Origin of the sequence: Vibrio penaeicida (assembly GCF_019977755.1) — a bacterium.
Classification (GTDB): Bacteria; Pseudomonadota; Gammaproteobacteria; order Enterobacterales; family Vibrionaceae; genus Vibrio; species Vibrio penaeicida.
Window position 1 is genome coordinate 2,344,198 of sequence record NZ_AP025145.1, and the last position, 19,141, is coordinate 2,363,338.

Here is a 19,141-nt window from a genome sequence, read left to right on the forward strand (position 1 = left end):
AAAAATAAGACACCATTTCTGGAATGAGTGTAACGAATTTGTCCAGAGATTTAACAAAAACATGCGCGTTTTCCGGCTGTGGTCACTAATACAAGCACATCAACTTCACCACAGCGAGAAAATTCAATATTTAGCTCACGACATTTTCATCTCTAAACATTGATTATTCAAATTCCAGCTACATATTCTTTAAATCACACGAATAAAGCAAACATTCGACTACACCATCAATGCCAGCAATTATATAAGTAGCTCAAATAAAACGCTAATATTGGCTAAATTGATACACTGCCTTCACTTTTTTGCCACAGTTGGAATACTCGAGTGATTCGCACAGCTCCGAAACCAACACAATCCCCCGACCATAGCTGTTTTCATCAGAAACCATACTTAAGTCATGATAATTAAAGCCTTCACCAGTATGCTCAATTGTCATACCCAGCTGATTGATCTCAGGCAAATATTCGAGTTCCAGTGTTAGCATGGCTTCCTCGTTGAGGTCTTGTAGCCTTTCTTCTCGTAACTGGTAATACGTAAAAAACCCTTCTTCATCATTTTTTAATTTTGAGTCCAGTCCTAATAACCCGTGTTCAATGGCGTTAGCAAAGAGTTCTGATAAGACCGAGCAAACCAAATCAAGGTTGGGGCCTCCGCTCACAATACCAGAAATGTAATGACGAACCTCCGCCATGACGGTCACACCACTTAGCACGTCTTTCGGGAAACTTAACCGAGTATTCAATGGTACTTTGCCAACAAAGGGCAATTCAGCGTCAGGGGTTTGCCCAGCCTCATTGTGGATAGGGAATGTCATGGTAAGAATGGAAAGATCATCATCCTTGCTTTTGTTTGAAAAAACGTTCACCGCTTCATACAAAGAAGGGATTATTGCAGTGGGTTCACACTCATTAAGTACATGTTTGAGCCTATCTTCACCAAACTGCTCTCCAGAGGGGCTAGCCGCTTCGGTTACACCATCGGTATAGCACACAATCTGTTGTCCTGGTTCTAAGCGAAGGTGGACTAAATTGGTTTCAAATTCCTCACCACTCAATACACCCAGAGGCATATGAGCAGATGTGAGGTTGTTGATGATTTTTCCAGAGGAGTCGAGAATATAGCTGTCTGGTAGCCCTCCTCCCCACCATGTCACATCCAGCCCGTTTGCGCTGATTTCAAACACGTTCGCTGCCACCATCATTCCTAGTGGTAAAAAGCGCACGAGAGACGTATTGATTTCTTCTAAAATCTCACCAAGAGACATGCCTTTGGAAGCCATTGAGAAAAAAGCTCTCGTGGCAGGAATTGTCGAAATAGCCGCGGGTAAACCATGACCAGTCGCATCAGCGATCATCACGTAAACCCCACCTTGAGGGCGATTAGCCACAACAATCAAATCCCCATTAAACACCGTAGAGGGGTTAGATATGTATTCGATGCCGTCGATATTTTTATACATATCTTCAGCAAGATTGGTGAAAATGGATTCAGAAATGGCGTAATCGTACTTAACCTGCTCGCGGAATTTACTCAGCTCATCGCGTTGTTTACTCACTTCACTGTGCATTTTCGCAACACGATAGTGCGCCTGTACTTTGGCAAGTAGCGTACTTCTGCCAACAGGCTTGAGGATGAAGTCATCCCCATAGAAAAGACAACGCCCGAACGAATCACGATCATCCAAAACAGTTAAGAAGATGATGGGCATATGTACGTCAGGGAATTCTTCGCGAATCTCTTTGGCCGTCGTAAAGCCATCTTTGACTGGCATCATAACGTCCATAAGGATCACATCGGGAAGGCTCTCTGCTTCTTTTAATGCGTCAACGACACCTTCGCCATTCTCAAATAGGGTAATCTCTTCTGCGATGCTGGTGAGCATATAGCGAAACATTTCCCGATTGGTTTTTTGATCATCAACAATCAGCACTCTCATAACCTAGCCCTCCTGAATTCACTATTCGATTGAGAATTTCTTATCAAATCTCGATATCAGTAGAATTTTTTTCACCTGAGGCATGCTGTTAGTAATGACGATATCGCCATCTTGCTGTTGTAAGAATTTATGCATATTGAGTAACATGCCTAGACCAGCACTGTCGATGTAGTCCACTTTTCGAAAGTCGACCACGAAACGATACCCTTTTTGCTGGCTGTAACTTTGGCGAAATTCATGAACCAAATTAAACCCAAATGCCCCCTCAACCGAAATGACGACGCGTCTTTGGTTGTTATCTATTTCAGCGGATACTGACATAGTTCTTCTCCCTAGAATAATTCCACTTCACCTTCATCGATACCGGATTGCTGTGCAGCAGCTTCTCCGCGGTTTTGAGCATGACCCATTAGATCTTCAATACCTTGTATCAACTCTGAAAGCTCTATTTCTCGCCTGTTAAACTTGCCCATTAGAACCGTCATATCTTCCAGAGCATGGGCGCTGCGTTCCGCATGTTGACCTTGCTGCGCGACAATATCGGCGAATTGCAGTGCGCGGATCCCGTTGCTCACCTGCTCAGCAAGTTCACTTCCCATTGCTCGCAATTTGTCGACTTCTTCCTTAATCTCAACGTTAACCTGCTGCACGCCTTGCAACATATCTTCCACTTGATCTTTCGAGTCGATCGCAACAGTCATATCTATTGAAGCGATCTCACCAACCGTTTCATTTGCTTCATTGATTGTGCCTTGGGCGATCGTGATCTCTTTCTGTATCTGCCCGTTCAAATCTTCCGCTTTAAGAGACAAATTCCTCACCTCCTGGGCGACAACGGCAAACCCACGCCCCGCATCACCAGCTCGCGCGGCTTCTATAGCGGCATTCAGAGCCAACAGATTGGTTTGCTCGGATAACCCTTGGACTTGGTCCAATAGGCGAAATACGTTGTCCAATTTTGATGACATGTCATGAATGCTGTGGACAGCGGTAATGCTTTTTTCCGAAACGCTGACAAGAATTTCAATATATTGAGCGAATATCTTTTCTGTTTTAGGAAGTACTTGGGTCAAGCTGTATTTACTGTCTTGATTGGCTAGAAGGTTATTGACTAAAGTCTCTGACACAAGGCTTTGACGCTGTGAGACTTCTTGCAAACCGAAGAAGCTATCATTGAGTGTCACGACAGATTCATCAATCACACCACGCTGCTTATCTAAACTTTCTTTTATATGCGGAAGCTCTTCTTCCATCAGCTGTTTGATTTCATCTAGCCGTACTCGTCGATCTGAATTCATTTCGATGGTTAGTTCTGGCTCCGTCCCCGTATCAAGTGACTTGGATTCTTTTTGTGGCGACTTAATCAGAACCCAAGGTGTGGCGGCGATCAACACAGACAGCGCAACCACCCACATTGAAGATACTTCCATTGCAACGAAACTGAGCCCCAACACTTGCAAGCCGAGAATGAGCCACCAATTCGTCACGAAATTTGTTATTTTTTGCATTGTTATAGACCCCTTCAATTCAGAAGTATTCAGGAAGAAAACAACGTGTCACATATCAGTTTTGGAATTTTATTCAGTGACGCCACTTTTTCTACCGCTCCTACTTCTACCGCAACACGCGGCATTCCCCATACCACAGAGGATTGCTCATCCTGCGCTATCGTAAATGCACCTGCATTGTTCATATTCAGCATTCCTGCTGCTCCATCCTGTCCCATTCCCGTAAGAATTACGCCAATGGCTCTGTCTTTTAGCGTTTCTGCTATTGCATCAAACATGACATCAACAGACGGCTTGTGGCGGTTAACAGGAGGGCGATCATCCAATTCGCAATACAAGCAACCGCCCCGCTTAACAATCACCATGTGCTGATCGCCTGGTGCAACGTAAGCGCATCCATTCACAAGAGGAGCGGAGTCCACAGCAAGGTCTCGCACCGTCATTTCACTTGCATCATCAAGCCGCTGAGCAAACGAGGGCGTAAACAACGCACTAATGTGCTGAGTGATGACGATGGGTGGCAGGTTCGATGGCAAAGACGACAATACCGATCGGACGGCTTCCGTCCCTCCTGTCGAGGCACCAATAGCAATCAAATCGAACTGCTTACTTTTGTGTTTTACTTTTTCTTGCTTTTCAGCATGATGAGTTTTGTGTTGCTGTTTGACGTTCGCCCCTGCCGCCATTTTGACTTTGGCATTGACCATTTGTTTGTAATGGATCATCTCTGCCGTGTTCTCTACGGCAGGTTTAGGAAAATAATCGACGGCACCTATTTCCAAGGCTTCAAGTGTGATGTCGGCACCATGCTGAGTCAGAGTGGAAATCATGACGACGGGCATAGGGCGTAATCTCATGAGGTTTTTAAGAAATTGCACGCCATTCATCTTCGGCATTTCAATATCTAACGTCAGTACATCAGGGTTGTGCTGCTTGATAAGATCCCGAGCTTCATACGGATTTTCTGCTGCTGCCACAACAGTCAACTGAGGATCGGATTCGATGATCTCAGTGAGCAGCGCTCTGAATACAGGGGAGTCATCAACGATCATTACTTTTAGTTTTTTATTCATAAAAACAGCTCCGCATCATTATCGTGAGAACGATGACTCTCTATATCCAACTCTTTGGCGTATTTCGCTTCATTTCGTTTCACCTTATCAACTTCAGAGAGTCGGATGCGTTTAACCCAAGCCTGACCACTCAGCGGATCAAACATCACCTTTCTGGGGATCATTCCCCCCAGATCCTGCGCTTCAATCTCAAACTTTTCTTCACGCGCGTAATTCAGTGCAAATTCGATATTCTTATCGCCAATAAGGGCACTTCTGCCCATCAATTGCGCACCACCAAACAGTTTCAAACGGATCCTTTCTCGTACGGCCCCACCAGCAAGCAATTGGTTTATCAGCATCTCCATTGCGTTGTTGCCATATCGAGAGGCTGTCGAAACAATTTCTGTGGGATGCCAATGCTCTATTTCAGCGTTACTGTCGAATGGCAACAAAAAATGGTTCATACCCCCGATATAGGCCTGCGGATCCCACATGCAGGCGGCGATGCACGATCCTAGCCCGGTACAAATCACTTCAGGCTCACGGCTGGTATAAACACCTCCGGGCATCACTTTCACCATGTGCACTTTCTTTTGTTGATGGTAAAAGCGGCTGAATTGTGACGTTTGGATAGGTGCATTTGCCTGCAGTCCTTTCATTCTTGCCTCACTGTTTAACATAAATGGTGTGTCCGAGGTGACGGAATATGTCAGTACAATTTCCAACACTCTCTGAATGACCGATAAACAACACACCATCGTCGGCAAGAAGTTCGTAAAATCTCCGAATGAGTGTCTCTTGCGTTGGCTTATCAAAATAAATCATGACGTTGCGACAAGAGATAACATCAAATTGCTGATCCATGGGCCAATCAGCTAATAGGTTGAGCTGGTTAAAAGTAAGGTGTTGCTGTAACTGACGTTTTATTTTTATTTTTCCGGCCATTTGGCCTTTTCCCTTCACGAATGCCCCTTTTAGATATTCGCTGGGTATACTTTCTAGTGATTCTTCCCCATAGACACCTTTCTTGGCATGAGCTAACACATTGGTGTCTAAGTCGGTTGCAAGCATACGTACATCGTTTATCCGCTCGAATACTTGCGCTTTTTTTAACATAGCAAGGTAACTGTAGGGCTCTTCTCCTGTTGAACACCCTGCCGACCAAAACCTAAGTTGTTTTTTACCCTCATTGAACCACTTTGGAATCATCACCCCTTCTAGGTATTCAAAATGATGAAATTCACGGAAAAAATGGGTTTTATTGGTGGTTAGGTTATTAATAAAATTTACTTTTTCGGCATCATTGATTTCGAGCAATTCACGATATTCAGAGAAACGCTGAAACCCATGTTCTCGTAAAATACGGCTGATGCGACCGTAAACCATCGCCTTCTTTTTATCCGACAAAAATATCCCGACACTTTTGTGGACAAAATATTGTATGTATTTGAAGTCCTGTTCTGTTAGTTCAAACTCTCTACCAGTCAGCGGACTCTCTGCCTCTGCTCGGCTTAGAACTCTTCCCATTCGTCTCCTTCCTCACTCAACTGTATCCCCGAGTTAACCGCTCGGCTTGCTGGTTTGGATGCGGGGACATTTCGAATCTCTGCAACATTGCTGGACGGCTTTCTTACCGCTCCAGCCGCTCCCCTTGAGGAGAAGGTTTTCACATCATTGTCGGTGGAGAAGAAGTTCATTAGGTTAAGTAACTCTTTGCCTTCATCTTTCAGCGATTGGCTAGCAGCAGACGTTTCTTCCACCAAAGAAGCATTCTGTTGCGTCATTTCATCCATAGTGGCAACCGCACGGCTAATCTCGTCTATGCCTGTTGATTGTTCTTGGCTGGATTGCGCGATTTGGGTAATAAGCTCCGACACTTTCGCAACAGCATCAACTATCTCGTTAAGCGTTTCGCCGGATTCGTCGACCAGCCTCGAACCTTCATCTACCTTATCGACACTGTCGTTGATTAGACCTTTGATTTCTTTTGCTGCAGCAGCACTGCGTTGAGCCAAATTACGAACTTCACCAGCAACAACAGCAAAGCCGCGACCTTGCTCTCCGGCTCTCGCCGCTTCCACTGCTGCATTCAATGCAAGTAAGTTAGTTTGGAAGGCAATTTCATCAATTACGCCAATGATGTCGGATATTTTTTTGCTGGCACTATTGATTTCAGCCATGGCTGCAATGGCTTGTCCAACAACCTCGCCACCTTTACCCGCCTTCTTAGCGGCATCATCCGAAAGATCATTTGCGCCTTTTGCATTCTCTGCGTTTTGCCTGACGGTAGAGGTCATCTCTTCCATGCTGGCGGCAGTTTCTTCTAGGTTGGACGCCTGCGCTTCAACACGCTGGCTTAGATCGTTATTGCCTTCTGCTATTTCTGTGGATGCAGTGGCGACTCTTGCGGACGATGTGGTGATTTGATCAACCATATTGCGTAGATTAACGATTGAAGTATTCACGGCTTCAGACAACCGTCCGAATTCTCCTTCGTTATCGTCAGACATATTTTTGTTTAGGTTGCCGTCTGCGACTTCGCTCATTACATCAATACATTGCCCGAGTGGCGCGACGATGGCATCCAATAAGTTGTTCACTCCATTACCGAGTTCAGACATGAAACCACTGTAAGCACTGGTATCAATTCGGTTTGTAAGCTCACCCTTGATCGCGTTTTGAATCAGGCTTTCAACCTGACGCTGACCATCTTGCTGCTCGGTGATGTCTTCCCATTGAAGAGCCGGTCCCATGTAGTTACCTTCCGCGTCACGCATGGCGATACACGTTAAGTTAAATTCAAGCCCCCCAACGGCGATGTTCGAAGAAAACGGTAAGTTATCAGGATTGGAGATAATGCCTCTTTGATGGGCTGGGTTCTTATGGAAAATATCAATATTTTGCCCAATGAGGTTGCTGGCATCGAACCTAGGTAACGCTTTTTTAAGATCGCTTTCTCGGCTGGTCAGCAATTTGATCAAAGACGGGTTTAAGTATTGGATAATGCCATTTTCATCGGCCATCATTAGGTTCGTCGTCATACCTGCAACAGCAGAGGCTAAACGGCCAATTTCCGCCTCTTTTGCCCTTTCTTCTGTAACGTCTTTCCACTCTAATGTATTACCAACGTAGTTCCCTTCAGCATCCGTAATTGCAGCAACGTTTAGCTCTATTTTTAGGTCCGCAATGACAATGTCTGTTTTAATTGGCAAATTGTTCGGGTTATCCAGTAGCTTTCGCTGGTGGGCGGGGTTCTGGTGGAATTCATCAATACAGCGACCTATCAACCAATCTTCGTTTGCGGTGAAATCACGCCAAACGGTTCTGAGTGTGTTCTCATGCTTTTTGAATAAATTAATGGTTTCAAGATTGGTGTATGTGATTAAAAAGTCTCGGTCGATCATGACCATCGCTGTCTGTGCTTGGTGCACAGCGGCACTCAAACGCGCAATCTCTGTTGCTTGCTTACGCTGTTCAGTAACGTCACTCCATTCAAGTGTATTACCAATGTAATTGCCATGCGCATCCATAATGGCAGCGACATTAAGTTCTATTTTGAGATCGGCAATTTCAATGTCAGTGCTATAAGGTAGATTGGATGGGTTATCGAGTAACTTTCTTTGATGGGATGGATCTTTATGAAAGCCATCAATACATCGCCCCATTAACCAATCTTCTGTTGCGCTAAAATCGGGCCACACACTGCGAAATTTAGCTTCGTGTTTTTTGAACAAAGAGAGCGTTTCGTGGTTGGTGTACGTTATCTCAAAATCACGGTCAATCATGACCATAGCAGTTTGTGCCTGATCCACAGCCGACTGCAACCGCAGAATGTTGGACTCTTGCTGCCTAAGCTCGGTGACGTCTTCCCATTCTAATGTGTTACCAGTGTAGTTACCTTGAGCATCGATGATGGCCCCTACATTAAGTTCCAGTAGCACGTCTTTGACTTGAATTGTCGCGGTATGAGGCATGTTGTTGGGGTTGGAAAGTAGCTGACGCTGGTGTGCTGGGTTGGCATGGAAGCCATCGATACAATTCCCTATCAGAAATTCTTCATCAGCGCTAAATCCGGGCCATGTCGATTGAAAAAGTAGCTCATGTTGTTTTAACAAATCCAAAGAACGCTTGTTAACGTAAGTTATGTTGAAATCCCGATCAATCATCATCAACGCGGTTTGTGCCGTGTTCAATGCGGAAAGCAGTTGCTCATTACTGATAGCCCCCGAGACACTGTTGGTCTCTCCCATTAGGTTGTCTTGGGATGGAGCAACAAACTGTCTTTCTGCTCTTTCTTTTTTTCGGTTCCAAAATGACATAACTTTACCTCTCACATGAGCGCTTTTTCTTCTGATAAGTTGTTGAGCTCTGCGACATTAAATAGAGCTTCCAAATTAATTAAGATCACATGTCCTTCTTTTGCCGGAACGATGCCGACTATGAAGTTTTTATCTACCGTTAACGACATATTGGGAGCAGGTTTAATATCGTCCGTGTCCAGTGCGTACACTTCAGATACCGCATCCACTATGATGCCTAATGGCTGTCCATGCGTATCGTTCAAAACAATCACAACCGTTGTTGCATTAATGCCTGCAGGTTCAAGATTGAAGCGTTTTCTCAAGTCAACAATGGGGACATACTCCCCCCGAATTTCTAAGACACCATTTAAATAACTGGGTGAATTCGGAACCGAACGTACGTTGCTCCAACCTCTGACTTCTCTAACATCCAGAATGGGTACTGCATATTCTTCTTCATCTAAGATGAAACTCAGGAATTCTTGTATTGCCATCATTCACCCTGCCTTGAGTATCGTTTCCATGTTGAGCAATTCATCGGTGTCTAACAGAGACATCACTTGCTCCTCCACGTTGAGAAGCCCAACCGTAAATGGGGTAACTGCAGAATCCCCCAGAGCAGGAGTCAATTCTTTATCACCTTGGCTCACCACATCGGAAACCGCATCGACAACCAGCCCCATCAATCGCTCTGTATCGGTACTTGCACAGCGAAGAACAAGTACCACAGTCGTCGGAAGATAAGCGCAATCACCAATGCCAAAACGAATACGGAGATCGACCACAGGCACAATCATGCCTCTTAGGTTAATGACCCCTTTTACAAAATCAGGAGATCGAGGAATGGGGGTTGGGCGCTCCCAAACTCGGATTTCTTCCACATCTCGAATGTCGATTCCATACAGTTCACCAGCCAAACAAAAACTTAAAAAATCAGCATTCTCACTGATCTCGCTATCGGAAATGGTGTCACCTTCGACAACCTGAAGTGCTTCGTTCACTGTGGCTCCCTAGGCTGCTATGCCGCCTTTGCTGTCTGACTGACGGTTTAAAAATGAGGTGATTAACCCTTGAATATCTAGGATCAAAGAAACCGAACCATCACCAAGAATGGTGGCACCTGAAATACCGGCAACTTTGCTGTAGTTAGACTCGAGGCTTTTAATCACAACTTGTTGTTGGTCCAGCAACTCATCGATCAATAACCCGACTCGATTGCCTGCCGCTTCGACCAAACAAAGAATCCGTCCTTCGAGCTCTCCGCTCTCTCCCATTTCAAACTCTTCATGCAAACGGAGTACTGGGATATTTTCCTCTCGGAGACGATACAATTCGACGCCACCTGCCGCGTGTTTCACACACTGTGTATCAATTTGAATGGACTCAATAATGGTCAGCAACGGAATAACGTAAACTTCACCAGCAACCTTAACCAGTTGCCCGTCTAATATGGCTAATGTAAGTGGCAAGCTAATGGTGAATGTACTGCCAGTACCGAGGCGAGATTCAACTTCAATATGCCCACCAAGCTCTTCAATATTTCTCTTAACTACGTCCATACCCACGCCACGACCAGAAATATCTGACACTTCATCTGCAGTAGAGAAACCAGGGGCAAATATCAGATTCACCACTTGTTTGTCGGTCATTTCTTCACGTCGTGATTCTGGAGGTAACACGCCCTTATCAACTGCTTTCTGCCAAAGTTTGTCGCAATTGATACCAGCGCCATCATCTTTCACTTCAATAATGATAGAGCCACCTTGATGGAAGGCGTTCAGCTCTATAACGCCCATATCTGGCTTTCCTTGCTCTTGCCTTTGCTCTGGAAGCTCTAAGCCGTGGTCGATTCCGTTTCTCACTAGGTGAACTAACGGATCCACAATGCGTTCCAACACGGTTTTGTCTAACTCGGTATTTTCACCTTTGATCTGCAAATCAACTTGCTTTCCTAAACGGCCGGACAAGTCCCGCACTAACCTAGGGAACCGACTAAAAGCAAAACTCATTGGAAGCATTCGAATATTAAGAACGTTTTCTTGAAGGTCTTTACTGTTTTGCAGAAGTTGGTCTAACCCTGACTTCAACTTCTCCAATTTATCGACCGTGAAATCATTGCCAATTTCAGTGAGCATTGATTGGGTGATCACCAACTCACCAACGAGATTGATTAAGCTGTCCACCTTGTCTATATCAACTCGAATGGAGCTCACGCTAGACTCGGATTTGGCGGGTTTACTCGCTGGCTTTGGAGTATCTTTGGGTTTTGCTACAGGCGCGTTGTCGGCTACTTGTGGTTCTTCCGGTGGAGTTTCGGATTGAGTCACCTCAGGCACTGGTGGAGCAACGTTTTCTTTTTTCGCACTTTCACGTTGCACTTCCAAGTCGCATTGGTCTTCTACCCATTCAAATATTTCGTGGATGTCTTCTTCAGCGATGCTACCAGCAAGCGTTATTCGCCAACTCAAATAGCAGAGCTCGGCTTCGATTTCGCTTAACTCTGGTAACTCGGATGTGTTACACACAATGTTGCAATCTGGGTCCAATTCAACAATTTCACCCAGTATTCTTAGCGGGTCATTACCACTAAAGAATAAATCGGAATGCGGAGTAAAAGAGACATGCCAAGGGGCACATTCAGATGCATTTTCAGTATGATCAGATGACACTTCCCCATCCTGCTTGTCAGAAGAAGAGGCTTGAGAAGCATCACTAGGTTGATTTTCCGCTGGCGATTCCAGTAATGTCGATAGCGCTTGATTCACTTCTTCTTTCAACGCCGACTCTACAGGTGTATCGGTTTCATACCCTTCCAGCATTTCAGTAATGCAATCGCCACTTTTCAGCAGAATGTCAACACTGTGCCGAGTAAGGCTCATTTGTCCGTTTCGGACTTCATCTAGGTAAGCTTCGACGTTGTGGGTGAATTCACTAATGTCGAGCAAGTTAAAAGTCGCTGCGCCCCCCTTAATAGAATGAGCGGCACGAAATATAGTATTGATGGTCTCTAGGTCAACACTCTCTGGATCGAGATCCAACAATACGGTTTCAAGCACTTCTAAGTTTTCACGACATTCCTCGTAAAACATTTTACGAAGTTGGTTCATGTCTAAAGCCATGGGTCACCTACCTAAATCTTGCATCACGTTCTCGATACAATGCTGTTTCTATATAACGCGCTTTAAGGTTTTTAGGAGAGTTTCTGGATTGAATGGCTTGACCAACCACCCCGTTGCTCCTGCCGACTTACCTTGTTGCTTTTTCTCCATGCTGGTTTCTGTCGTCAGCATCAAGATAGGAATGAATTTGTACTGGGGGTTTCCACGAATGGCTTTTACCAGCTCAAACCCTCCCATAACTGGCATATTTACGTCGGATATCACCACATCAAACTTGGTCATTTTTGCTTTTTTAAGTGCATCACTACCATCGTTCGCGGTTTCTACATCGTAACCCGCGTCCTTTAAAGTGTGACTAACCATTTGACGGATCGATACAGAGTCATCGACAGCAAGAATCTTAGTCATAAAAATCCCTCTCAATTCCTTAATTTTCAAACACACTTTGTAAGTCGAGTAACTTGATACTTTCTTGTAAGTCATCAGGAACATTGACAAGTTGTATGTCGGTATTTGCCTGCTTGGCACTAAAGAAAAGAGATGCCAATGCTTGCAATCCTGCTGCATCAACTCTAACAACGGAGGAAGCGTCTACAATTAGCTCTTCGTTGCTATCGAGCCATTGCTGATACTCATTTTTGATGTTTAGGACGTTACCAATCTCTAAGGATTCTTCTAGTTGACGTTCCATGTATCCATCCCTTCGACCTAGCCATTATCGGAGTTGACGTTTATTTTGAGTGTAGGAGGGATTCTTTGTTTATCAACAATAAAAGTACGTAATCGGCTCAATCGGTACTCATGTACGAACAGGATTGCACATTGAGTTTGTAGGCGCTTATTTGCATTTTAGTTTCAAAATATTACTGATAAACAAATATATACAACAAGTCTCACCTACAAAAGAGCCATGCTCGATAAGTGTTTTTAAGGCTCAATTTCAATGTTGAAAATAATTTATTTTTTGTGCTAGAAGAAGTGAGATTTTGACAGAAGAATTGGACGAAATATTGAAATTTACAGTGTAAATTTCAGAATGTTAGCGTTTTGCGTTGCTGTTGAAGCTTGGTTAAAAAAGAGCATATTTAGCAGCCTACGAACATCAAAACCCGTCAGACTATGAAAATAGAAATTTACGCTTTACGATTTACACTGTAAATCATTGAGTGCAATCGACACTTGCTCACGCAAGTATGCGTCTAGCGCTTTCCTTCCAGTGAAACCGTACAGATTTGAAGTCCTAGACCAAGTTTGATGTTGCAAAAACAAAGTGATCAGCGGATAGAGCGATACTTGGTGAGATTGAGGCAACGTAGAAACCAGCCATTCACTTAAGATGTGACTGATAGACTCTTCGCCATTTCCACCATCAGCGTAGCGAGAAAGCATTCGGAATTGATGATCAGATAATACCTGTGTTTCCGGTTGCCATTGCATAAAAAACTGAGAAATCAATTTCGGCTCAAGTGTGTTTAACTCTTTAGATAGCTGCGAAACAAAGTTTTGTTGCCAATATTGAATGGCATTTCTAAACCAAGATAACTGAGCAATTGGGCACACCATAATGACAGAGTGGCAACCACTGGCTTGATCCCTTGTATTTCCAACTCGAACTACTTGATATTGATTTTCTTGCCAGAAGCGAAGCAATTCATCGGTTGCACCAAAGCTAGTGGACAAGTACTGAATACCATCTATACGAGCATGTAGCTCAGACAACATTTTTGCACCTACCCCCTGTCTTTGAACTTCTGGATGAACCGCGATTCTCATCACCCTCGCACTCTTCTGCTGTGCCGCTTCATCGAACCCTAAATGATTAGCAATACTTGCCGGGACTAAATGCCCTTTTGGTCGCCTTTTACCGCTCACAATACCTGAAATCACGTCCAAAGAAAGATTGCCCTCCCTTATGACGGTGATAACGCCAACCAAGCTGTTGTCCGCAACCGTGAGCCACAATTCGACATTGCTATCATTGAGTATCTGAAATAAATCATTAGGGGTCGTTTGATAATGAGCATTAACCAAAAGACCAAAACAACGTTTAAGAAGGGCTTTGTCTTCAACAAGCTCGTTTTTATTCTGGCGAGATAAAGTGAAATGCTGACTGTCCACTTCCGATGGCATGTTGATTTTCTCAAGATCAGCATCCAATAAAAACGCATCAAACAGCCAAGATTCAACTGGGTCATCTTCCGCCCATCGAATCGGCTGATTCAAAGATATGGAACGCCACCCAGCACGATGTTGTTGCAGCCATTGAGTAAACTTAAGGGTAAACCCTCGACCGCATCCTTCATATCCATGTACGGTGGTCGAGAAGACCATTCGGTGATACCGCTCAGTCATTTGAATAAGAAGAGGAATAGGAACCGCCGATGCTTCGTCCACAATCAGTAAATCGCAATCTGGTAACGTCGATAGCAATTCATCAGGAGCAATAAATCGCAAACTGCTCCCGTTTGCCTTTTCTACAATATGCTTGGTAATGCGAGCTTCGAGACCAAGTTGTCGTTGAGCATGTTCAAATATAGGTGCGATAGCGCTTGTCGAAGGTGCCGTAACAAGAATCTCAACTTTACGGGTCAGCATCATTTTTGCTGCCGCAATACCAATTGCAGAAGACTTCCCTCTCCCTCTGTCTGCTGTCATAACAAGTGGTCGTTTTCGCTTTCCTGTTAACACTTTTTGAACGGCATCAATCGCCTTTCGTTGGTCTGCGTATTGAAGAGTACTCGCTTTAGGCATTTTTTCAGGAAGTGCCGGTATCTCGACTGATGGACCTATTTTTATCACACTTGCCACGTGGGCTTTCAACCAACGTGCACCTAAATTATTCTCCAATTTATGAAGGTTAATTAAGAAAACAACTCCGCCACCCACAACAGCACCGCAAGCTGCGGTAAAACTGTTGGCATCGAATCCGTCAGTGCAATCGTAGATAAGCGCTCTCATTTCAGAGCCGAGTAATTTCGTTCCGTACTTAAAGGGTTTTGTAGTGGCTCCGAGGAACGGATTCCCTCCAAGTTTGTACACATTTCCTTGGTTTGAGGTTATGTCGTCGTGGCTAGAGGATATGTTTTCAACCGCTGGATTTAGTGTTGTTTCGACCCACTCCTCATCCCCTGACATCTCCACCAAATAGCGATGTTTATTGTGATTGGCAATGTCAAAAAGCTGGATAATGAAGTCCGAATGGGTCACGTAAAACCTGCATCAAATAATCTGAGAATGAGGGCATGGTATCAGTGATCCAGCGGCAAGCTCAAGAAGGCAAAGATGGAAAGAGCTCCCTATTGCGCGTTCCTAATTGCAAAAGAAAAAAGCCGCTTAACAAAGCGGCTTTTCGAAACAAGAATAAACAACGGTTCTCTAAGAGAGTTTTTCCTGCAAAAAGGCTAATATTTCATCCATCGTTTGGTTATCGACCTTTTTCATATTCAAAGATAGTGCATTGCCTTTTCTAGTGTAGCTTACGCGACCTTTCACTAAATCCACTTTTTCAGAGCTTGCTGCTTTCTTACTTGGAGACAGTTCTTCGATCCAAGCTTCAAGCTGCTCTGTCACTTCTTTAGTAATACGGCTAACCCCTTGGGTTTGCGAACTTTGCCACACATAACCGCTTTTGCCATGACACTTTTTCAATAACGATTTCTGCTGATCTGCCGTTAGCTGGAAAAATTGTTTATGCAGTTTAACAATGGTTGGACGACCTAAATCGCCAACATTTGGGTATGCACGAAGTAACTCAAGCGGAAGAGCAGCAGCTTTCAACGCACCACTCACTAACGCTTCACTGCATTGAAATAACGCTGCCAAAGCTTTTTGGTCTGCCGCTTCTTTGCTGTCTAATTTCGCCTGCATTTCACGACCACGCTCGTACAACGATAACGGCTTATGGGCATTCGCTACATCAGATAGAAACTTAGCGTGCTCTGTTTCAATATTTTCAGCAACGTAGATTAAGAAGTCTCGTTTGGCCAAAATACACGACATACGACGTCGGCTACCATCAAGAACTTCAATCTTTCCATCACGAGTTCGACGACCAACAGCTGGGTATTGCTGCCCTCTTTCTTCCAAGGTCGTTAAGATATCGGAAAGCGCGTGCTGGTTGAGGAAAGACTGCTCACGGGCATTTTGCTCAAATACCAGCGTGTCTGATTCCACTTTATCTGCAGGAATTTTCACAAGTTCAAACGAAACCAAATCCTGACCCGCAACGGCAAGTTCGATAAACTGCGCCTTTTCTTTAGCAGCAGTTTGAGCTTCTTGTGGAGATGTTGCTCGGCGCTTATTCGCTTTACCAAACAACTTTGCATTCAATTCGGATGTTTTCAGTGCCATAAATTAAGACTCCTGATTGAGTGATGACCAGTGACTGTGCATTACGCGCTCTAATTCCAATGCGCTTTTTTGGACGGCATCTTGCGCCGTAGAAAGGGTTTTCTTACCCCCTTCAAAGTCTCCGACCGTTAAGTCAAATACTGTGCTGTAAGTATCAGCACAAGTTTCAAAAGCACGGCTACGAGGAATCGTCGCCATCATCACTTGTTCACCTAAAAGGTAATTCATTTCTGTAAGTACAGAGACTTGTTTTTTGTTGTCATCTTCAAACATAGTAGGCATTAAGCGAACAAACTCAAGCCCCTTCCAATCGTCTGGGAACATTTCGTAAACCGTTGGAAGATGCTGGAAAAAGTTAACAGTAGACGCCCAATCCAACCTCTTCGCTGCACAAGGGATCAAAAGTGCGTTAGAAGCGTACATCGCATTCCAAACTAATGGATCGACATGTGGACCGGTATCAATCATGACGATATCAAACTCGTCCGCAATTTTGTCTATCAGCTTCTCTTTTAATAAGCGGACAATATCCAAAGATGCATCTTGAGATAAGCTCTGCCATGCTTCCGCATTAAACATTGCATCTTCAGGGAACGCTGAAATCGTCTTCAAATTAGGATACTGGGTAGAAAGCAAAACGTTCTTTTGCAGAAACTCCGTATCGACTTCTACACCTTCTGGAACATTATCAAGCATGATATCGACAGCAGAATAAATGTTGTCATGCTCTGTCACGCTAATTTGTGGGTTAAGAAACAGTCGTAACGAACCTTGAGGATCAAGGTCAATTAGGCAAATACGGTAACGCTTATCCAGGTTTAGGGCTAAACAAGCAGCAAGGTGAACGGCAGACATAGACTTACCTGTGCCACCTTTCTGATTTTGTACGTTAACAATCCACGGTTTATTATCGCCATTCTTCTTACGTTCATGGAACTTAGGAATCCCCGCTGCATCCATCAACATATGCGCTTCTTGAAGAGAGATCGAATAGTGATTAGCGTTATTCTTTGTGAACTGGTGCCCGTTCTCTTCTAGTTTCCCGATAGCGTCATCTAGTTTACGCCTTGTTAACCCCGAACGAGTCTCCATCAACGCTTTCGACATGGGAGGAAAATGATCGTCACTGCGTTCTTCTAATACAATTTCAATTCGGTCGGCTTGAACTTGCTGAGTCTGTTCAGCCAACTCGATGAGATTTTCTATTGTTTTTTCTCGTTTCATCTTTAAGCATCCAAACGAATTAACTATTTTGCATTGTACAGCATTACCTAACTTAAACAATAAAAAGGTGAACACGTACTTTTGAGCGAAATCACATTAAATAAAGCTATTTAGACGAATTCCCTGCAAAATTAAAAATTTCATGATTTAAAAAACATGTAACTTAGTTTACATACCGGACCAGATTTAAAGTGTTACAGCATCACTTATTTACACTGTAAACGAAATCTGATCAGCAGAACCGTAAAATAAATACCGTAGAAATAGAGATGGGCATTTTTCAAACAAAGTAATAACTAAAGTGAAGAGTCAAAGCCCAAATCTTATTATGTTAGAAAAATTCTACTTTTCACACGCTAGCACCTTCGAGCTGGCTGGCTATACAAAAAAGCGAACTATTTCTGAGAAAGTACGATTTTCAATACAGCCATATCGCTCGGCGCAATAAGTCCTCGTAAAAATGAATACAACCTATTGGATTTTTTAAAAATACTCGCCGACAAAGAACGGGAAGGATAGAAACCAAACCTATATTTGGTTCCAAGCTCCTTAGAAAGACAATATTCATAATTCCACCTTCCGTTTCAATTCACGCCTCTCTAGCCATAAAGACGCAGGAATGATGAGTTTTTTCTAACTTCTTTGACGATGAAATGGGACAAAAGACAAGCTCCAAAGGGCGATTTTCTTGGGTTTAAAGGAGTAACAGGACCTTTTTACCCCTTAAAAATCAACGGAACGATTATTGAGCGCCCACAAATTACGGGGGGTGTAAATTGAATTTATAGTAAGAGATGTCTCAACTTCTTCTAAGCAGATATCAAGACAAGTTCGCGATTACGGATGCATGATCAAGGGAGCACATCTTGATCATGCTTTCAGGCATAAATAGTCGCTTAGGAAGCATGATCATGGGAAATATCGGTGTAAATACCACTTCATTGCTAGCCGCTTCACACAGATCCATTTCGGATCAATGATCAAGTTGTATTCTTCCCTCGGAAGCATGAAAATTATCGACCAACTTACAGAGAGTGTAGATTCAATAAGGCATTGCTTATTTCTACAAGTAATAGAGTCGTAAAATTAGTGTCATCCAATGAACACAAACGTTTAGCGATAAAACCTTGATCATGCTTCGGAGAGAGTGGGCTGTGGAAAAGTTTCGGAGCTTGATTGTTTACAGTGCTAATTCAATCGAATTACAAAACAAATATGGTTGTTCTTGATATTCATACTTGATCATTGATCCGTATCACCCGTTATTTTAATAGCCAAACGAAATGCCAAGTGTGGATAACTTGTTAAAGCTCTTTGATCATTGTTTCGTGAAGCACTTGATCATGGGTTCGATCTATTGATGATCATCGTTTCTAATTTTTTTGATCATGCTTTCAATAACTTAATGATCATCGTTTCGAGGTTTACATGATCATGCTTCTGAAAGCTAAAAAATAAACTCTATTATTTTCATTGGCTTACGGGGGTATTTACGCCCAGATCATATGATCACTTAATCAATTTAGATCAATTAAATCATAAAGATCAGTTTTTTTAAGAGCAGTAATTTTTTCTTTATTTATGAATAATTTTTCTTTACTCTTTCGGAAAGATAGCAGAATTACGGTCAAGCGGCCATGGATAACAA

The 19,141-nt window shown here is 43.5% G+C and carries 15 protein-coding genes and 1 pseudogene; all 16 read right to left on the bottom strand.

Annotated features, from left to right (window positions below; translation table 11 throughout):
* Positions 1–265: 265 nt before the first annotated feature.
* The 16 genes and pseudogenes from LDO37_RS28695 to LDO37_RS28770 all read right to left on the bottom strand — a co-directional run bounded on the left by LDO37_RS28695 (position 266) and on the right by LDO37_RS28770 (position 17,493).
* Positions 266–1,936 (bottom strand): ATP-binding SpoIIE family protein phosphatase, encoded by a 1,671-nt coding sequence (locus LDO37_RS28695; protein WP_126607751.1) that lies wholly within the window; start codon positions 1,934–1,936, stop codon positions 266–268.
* A 21-nt stretch (positions 1,937–1,957) separates the two neighbouring features.
* Positions 1,958–2,257, bottom strand: coding sequence for an STAS domain-containing protein (locus tag LDO37_RS28700; RefSeq protein ID WP_101111882.1), 300 nt, complete (start codon positions 2,255–2,257; stop codon positions 1,958–1,960).
* An 11-nt stretch (positions 2,258–2,268) separates the two neighbouring features.
* Positions 2,269–3,444 (bottom strand): methyl-accepting chemotaxis protein, encoded by a 1,176-nt coding sequence (locus tag LDO37_RS28705; RefSeq protein WP_126607752.1) that lies wholly within the window; start codon positions 3,442–3,444, stop codon positions 2,269–2,271.
* Between the two features lie 29 nt (positions 3,445–3,473).
* Positions 3,474–4,517, bottom strand: coding sequence for a protein-glutamate methylesterase/protein-glutamine glutaminase (locus LDO37_RS28710; RefSeq protein WP_126607753.1), 1,044 nt, complete (start codon positions 4,515–4,517; stop codon positions 3,474–3,476).
* Positions 4,514–5,158, bottom strand: a complete 645-nt coding sequence (locus LDO37_RS28715; protein WP_126607754.1) for a chemotaxis protein CheD — start codon at positions 5,156–5,158, stop codon at positions 4,514–4,516. Before LDO37_RS28715 ends, LDO37_RS28710 begins: the two co-directional genes overlap by 4 nt.
* A gap of 7 nt (positions 5,159–5,165) precedes the next feature.
* The gene (locus LDO37_RS28720) at positions 5,166–6,026 is read right to left on the bottom strand and encodes a CheR family methyltransferase (RefSeq protein ID WP_224055744.1); all 861 of its coding nucleotides are present in this window, start codon (positions 6,024–6,026) and stop codon (positions 5,166–5,168) included.
* Complete coding sequence (aer2, locus tag LDO37_RS28725; RefSeq protein WP_317982789.1) at positions 6,011–8,332, bottom strand: aerotaxis transducer Aer2; 2,322 nt, start codon at positions 8,330–8,332, stop codon at positions 6,011–6,013. The genes LDO37_RS28720 and aer2 overlap by 16 nt, the downstream gene beginning before the upstream one ends.
* A 225-nt stretch (positions 8,333–8,557) precedes the next feature.
* Positions 8,558–8,818, bottom strand: a pseudogene (locus LDO37_RS28730) (PAS domain-containing protein); the annotation flags it as partial.
* 11 nt (positions 8,819–8,829) lie between these two features.
* Positions 8,830–9,294, bottom strand: coding sequence for a chemotaxis protein CheW (locus LDO37_RS28735; protein ID WP_126607980.1), 465 nt, complete (start codon positions 9,292–9,294; stop codon positions 8,830–8,832).
* 3 nt (positions 9,295–9,297) lie between these two features.
* On the bottom strand, positions 9,298–9,801 hold the full coding sequence (locus LDO37_RS28740) for a chemotaxis protein CheW (RefSeq protein ID WP_126607979.1): 504 nt from the start codon (positions 9,799–9,801) through the stop codon (positions 9,298–9,300).
* A 9-nt stretch (positions 9,802–9,810) separates the two neighbouring features.
* The gene (locus LDO37_RS28745) at positions 9,811–11,919 is read right to left on the bottom strand and encodes a chemotaxis protein CheA (RefSeq protein ID WP_126607978.1); all 2,109 of its coding nucleotides are present in this window, start codon (positions 11,917–11,919) and stop codon (positions 9,811–9,813) included.
* Between the two features lie 48 nt (positions 11,920–11,967).
* Positions 11,968–12,327 carry a response regulator gene (locus tag LDO37_RS28750; protein ID WP_101111889.1) on the bottom strand — a complete coding sequence of 120 codons (360 nt, stop codon included), beginning with the start codon at positions 12,325–12,327 and terminating at the stop codon, positions 11,968–11,970.
* A 19-nt stretch (positions 12,328–12,346) separates the two neighbouring features.
* Positions 12,347–12,610: an STAS domain-containing protein gene (locus tag LDO37_RS28755; RefSeq protein ID WP_126607977.1), complete on the bottom strand. Its 264-nt coding sequence runs from the start codon at positions 12,608–12,610 to the stop codon at positions 12,347–12,349.
* A gap of 449 nt (positions 12,611–13,059) precedes the next feature.
* Entirely contained in the window at positions 13,060–15,126 is a 2,067-nt protein-coding gene (locus tag LDO37_RS28760; RefSeq protein ID WP_126606588.1) for a tRNA(Met) cytidine acetyltransferase TmcA, read from the bottom strand.
* Between the two features lie 168 nt (positions 15,127–15,294).
* Positions 15,295–16,269, bottom strand: coding sequence for a ParB/RepB/Spo0J family partition protein (locus tag LDO37_RS28765; protein ID WP_126606589.1), 975 nt, complete (start codon positions 16,267–16,269; stop codon positions 15,295–15,297).
* Positions 16,270–16,272: 3 nt separating this feature from the next.
* Positions 16,273–17,493 (bottom strand): ParA family protein, encoded by a 1,221-nt coding sequence (locus LDO37_RS28770; protein WP_126606590.1) that lies wholly within the window; start codon positions 17,491–17,493, stop codon positions 16,273–16,275.
* Positions 17,494–19,141: the final 1,648 nt, after the last annotated feature.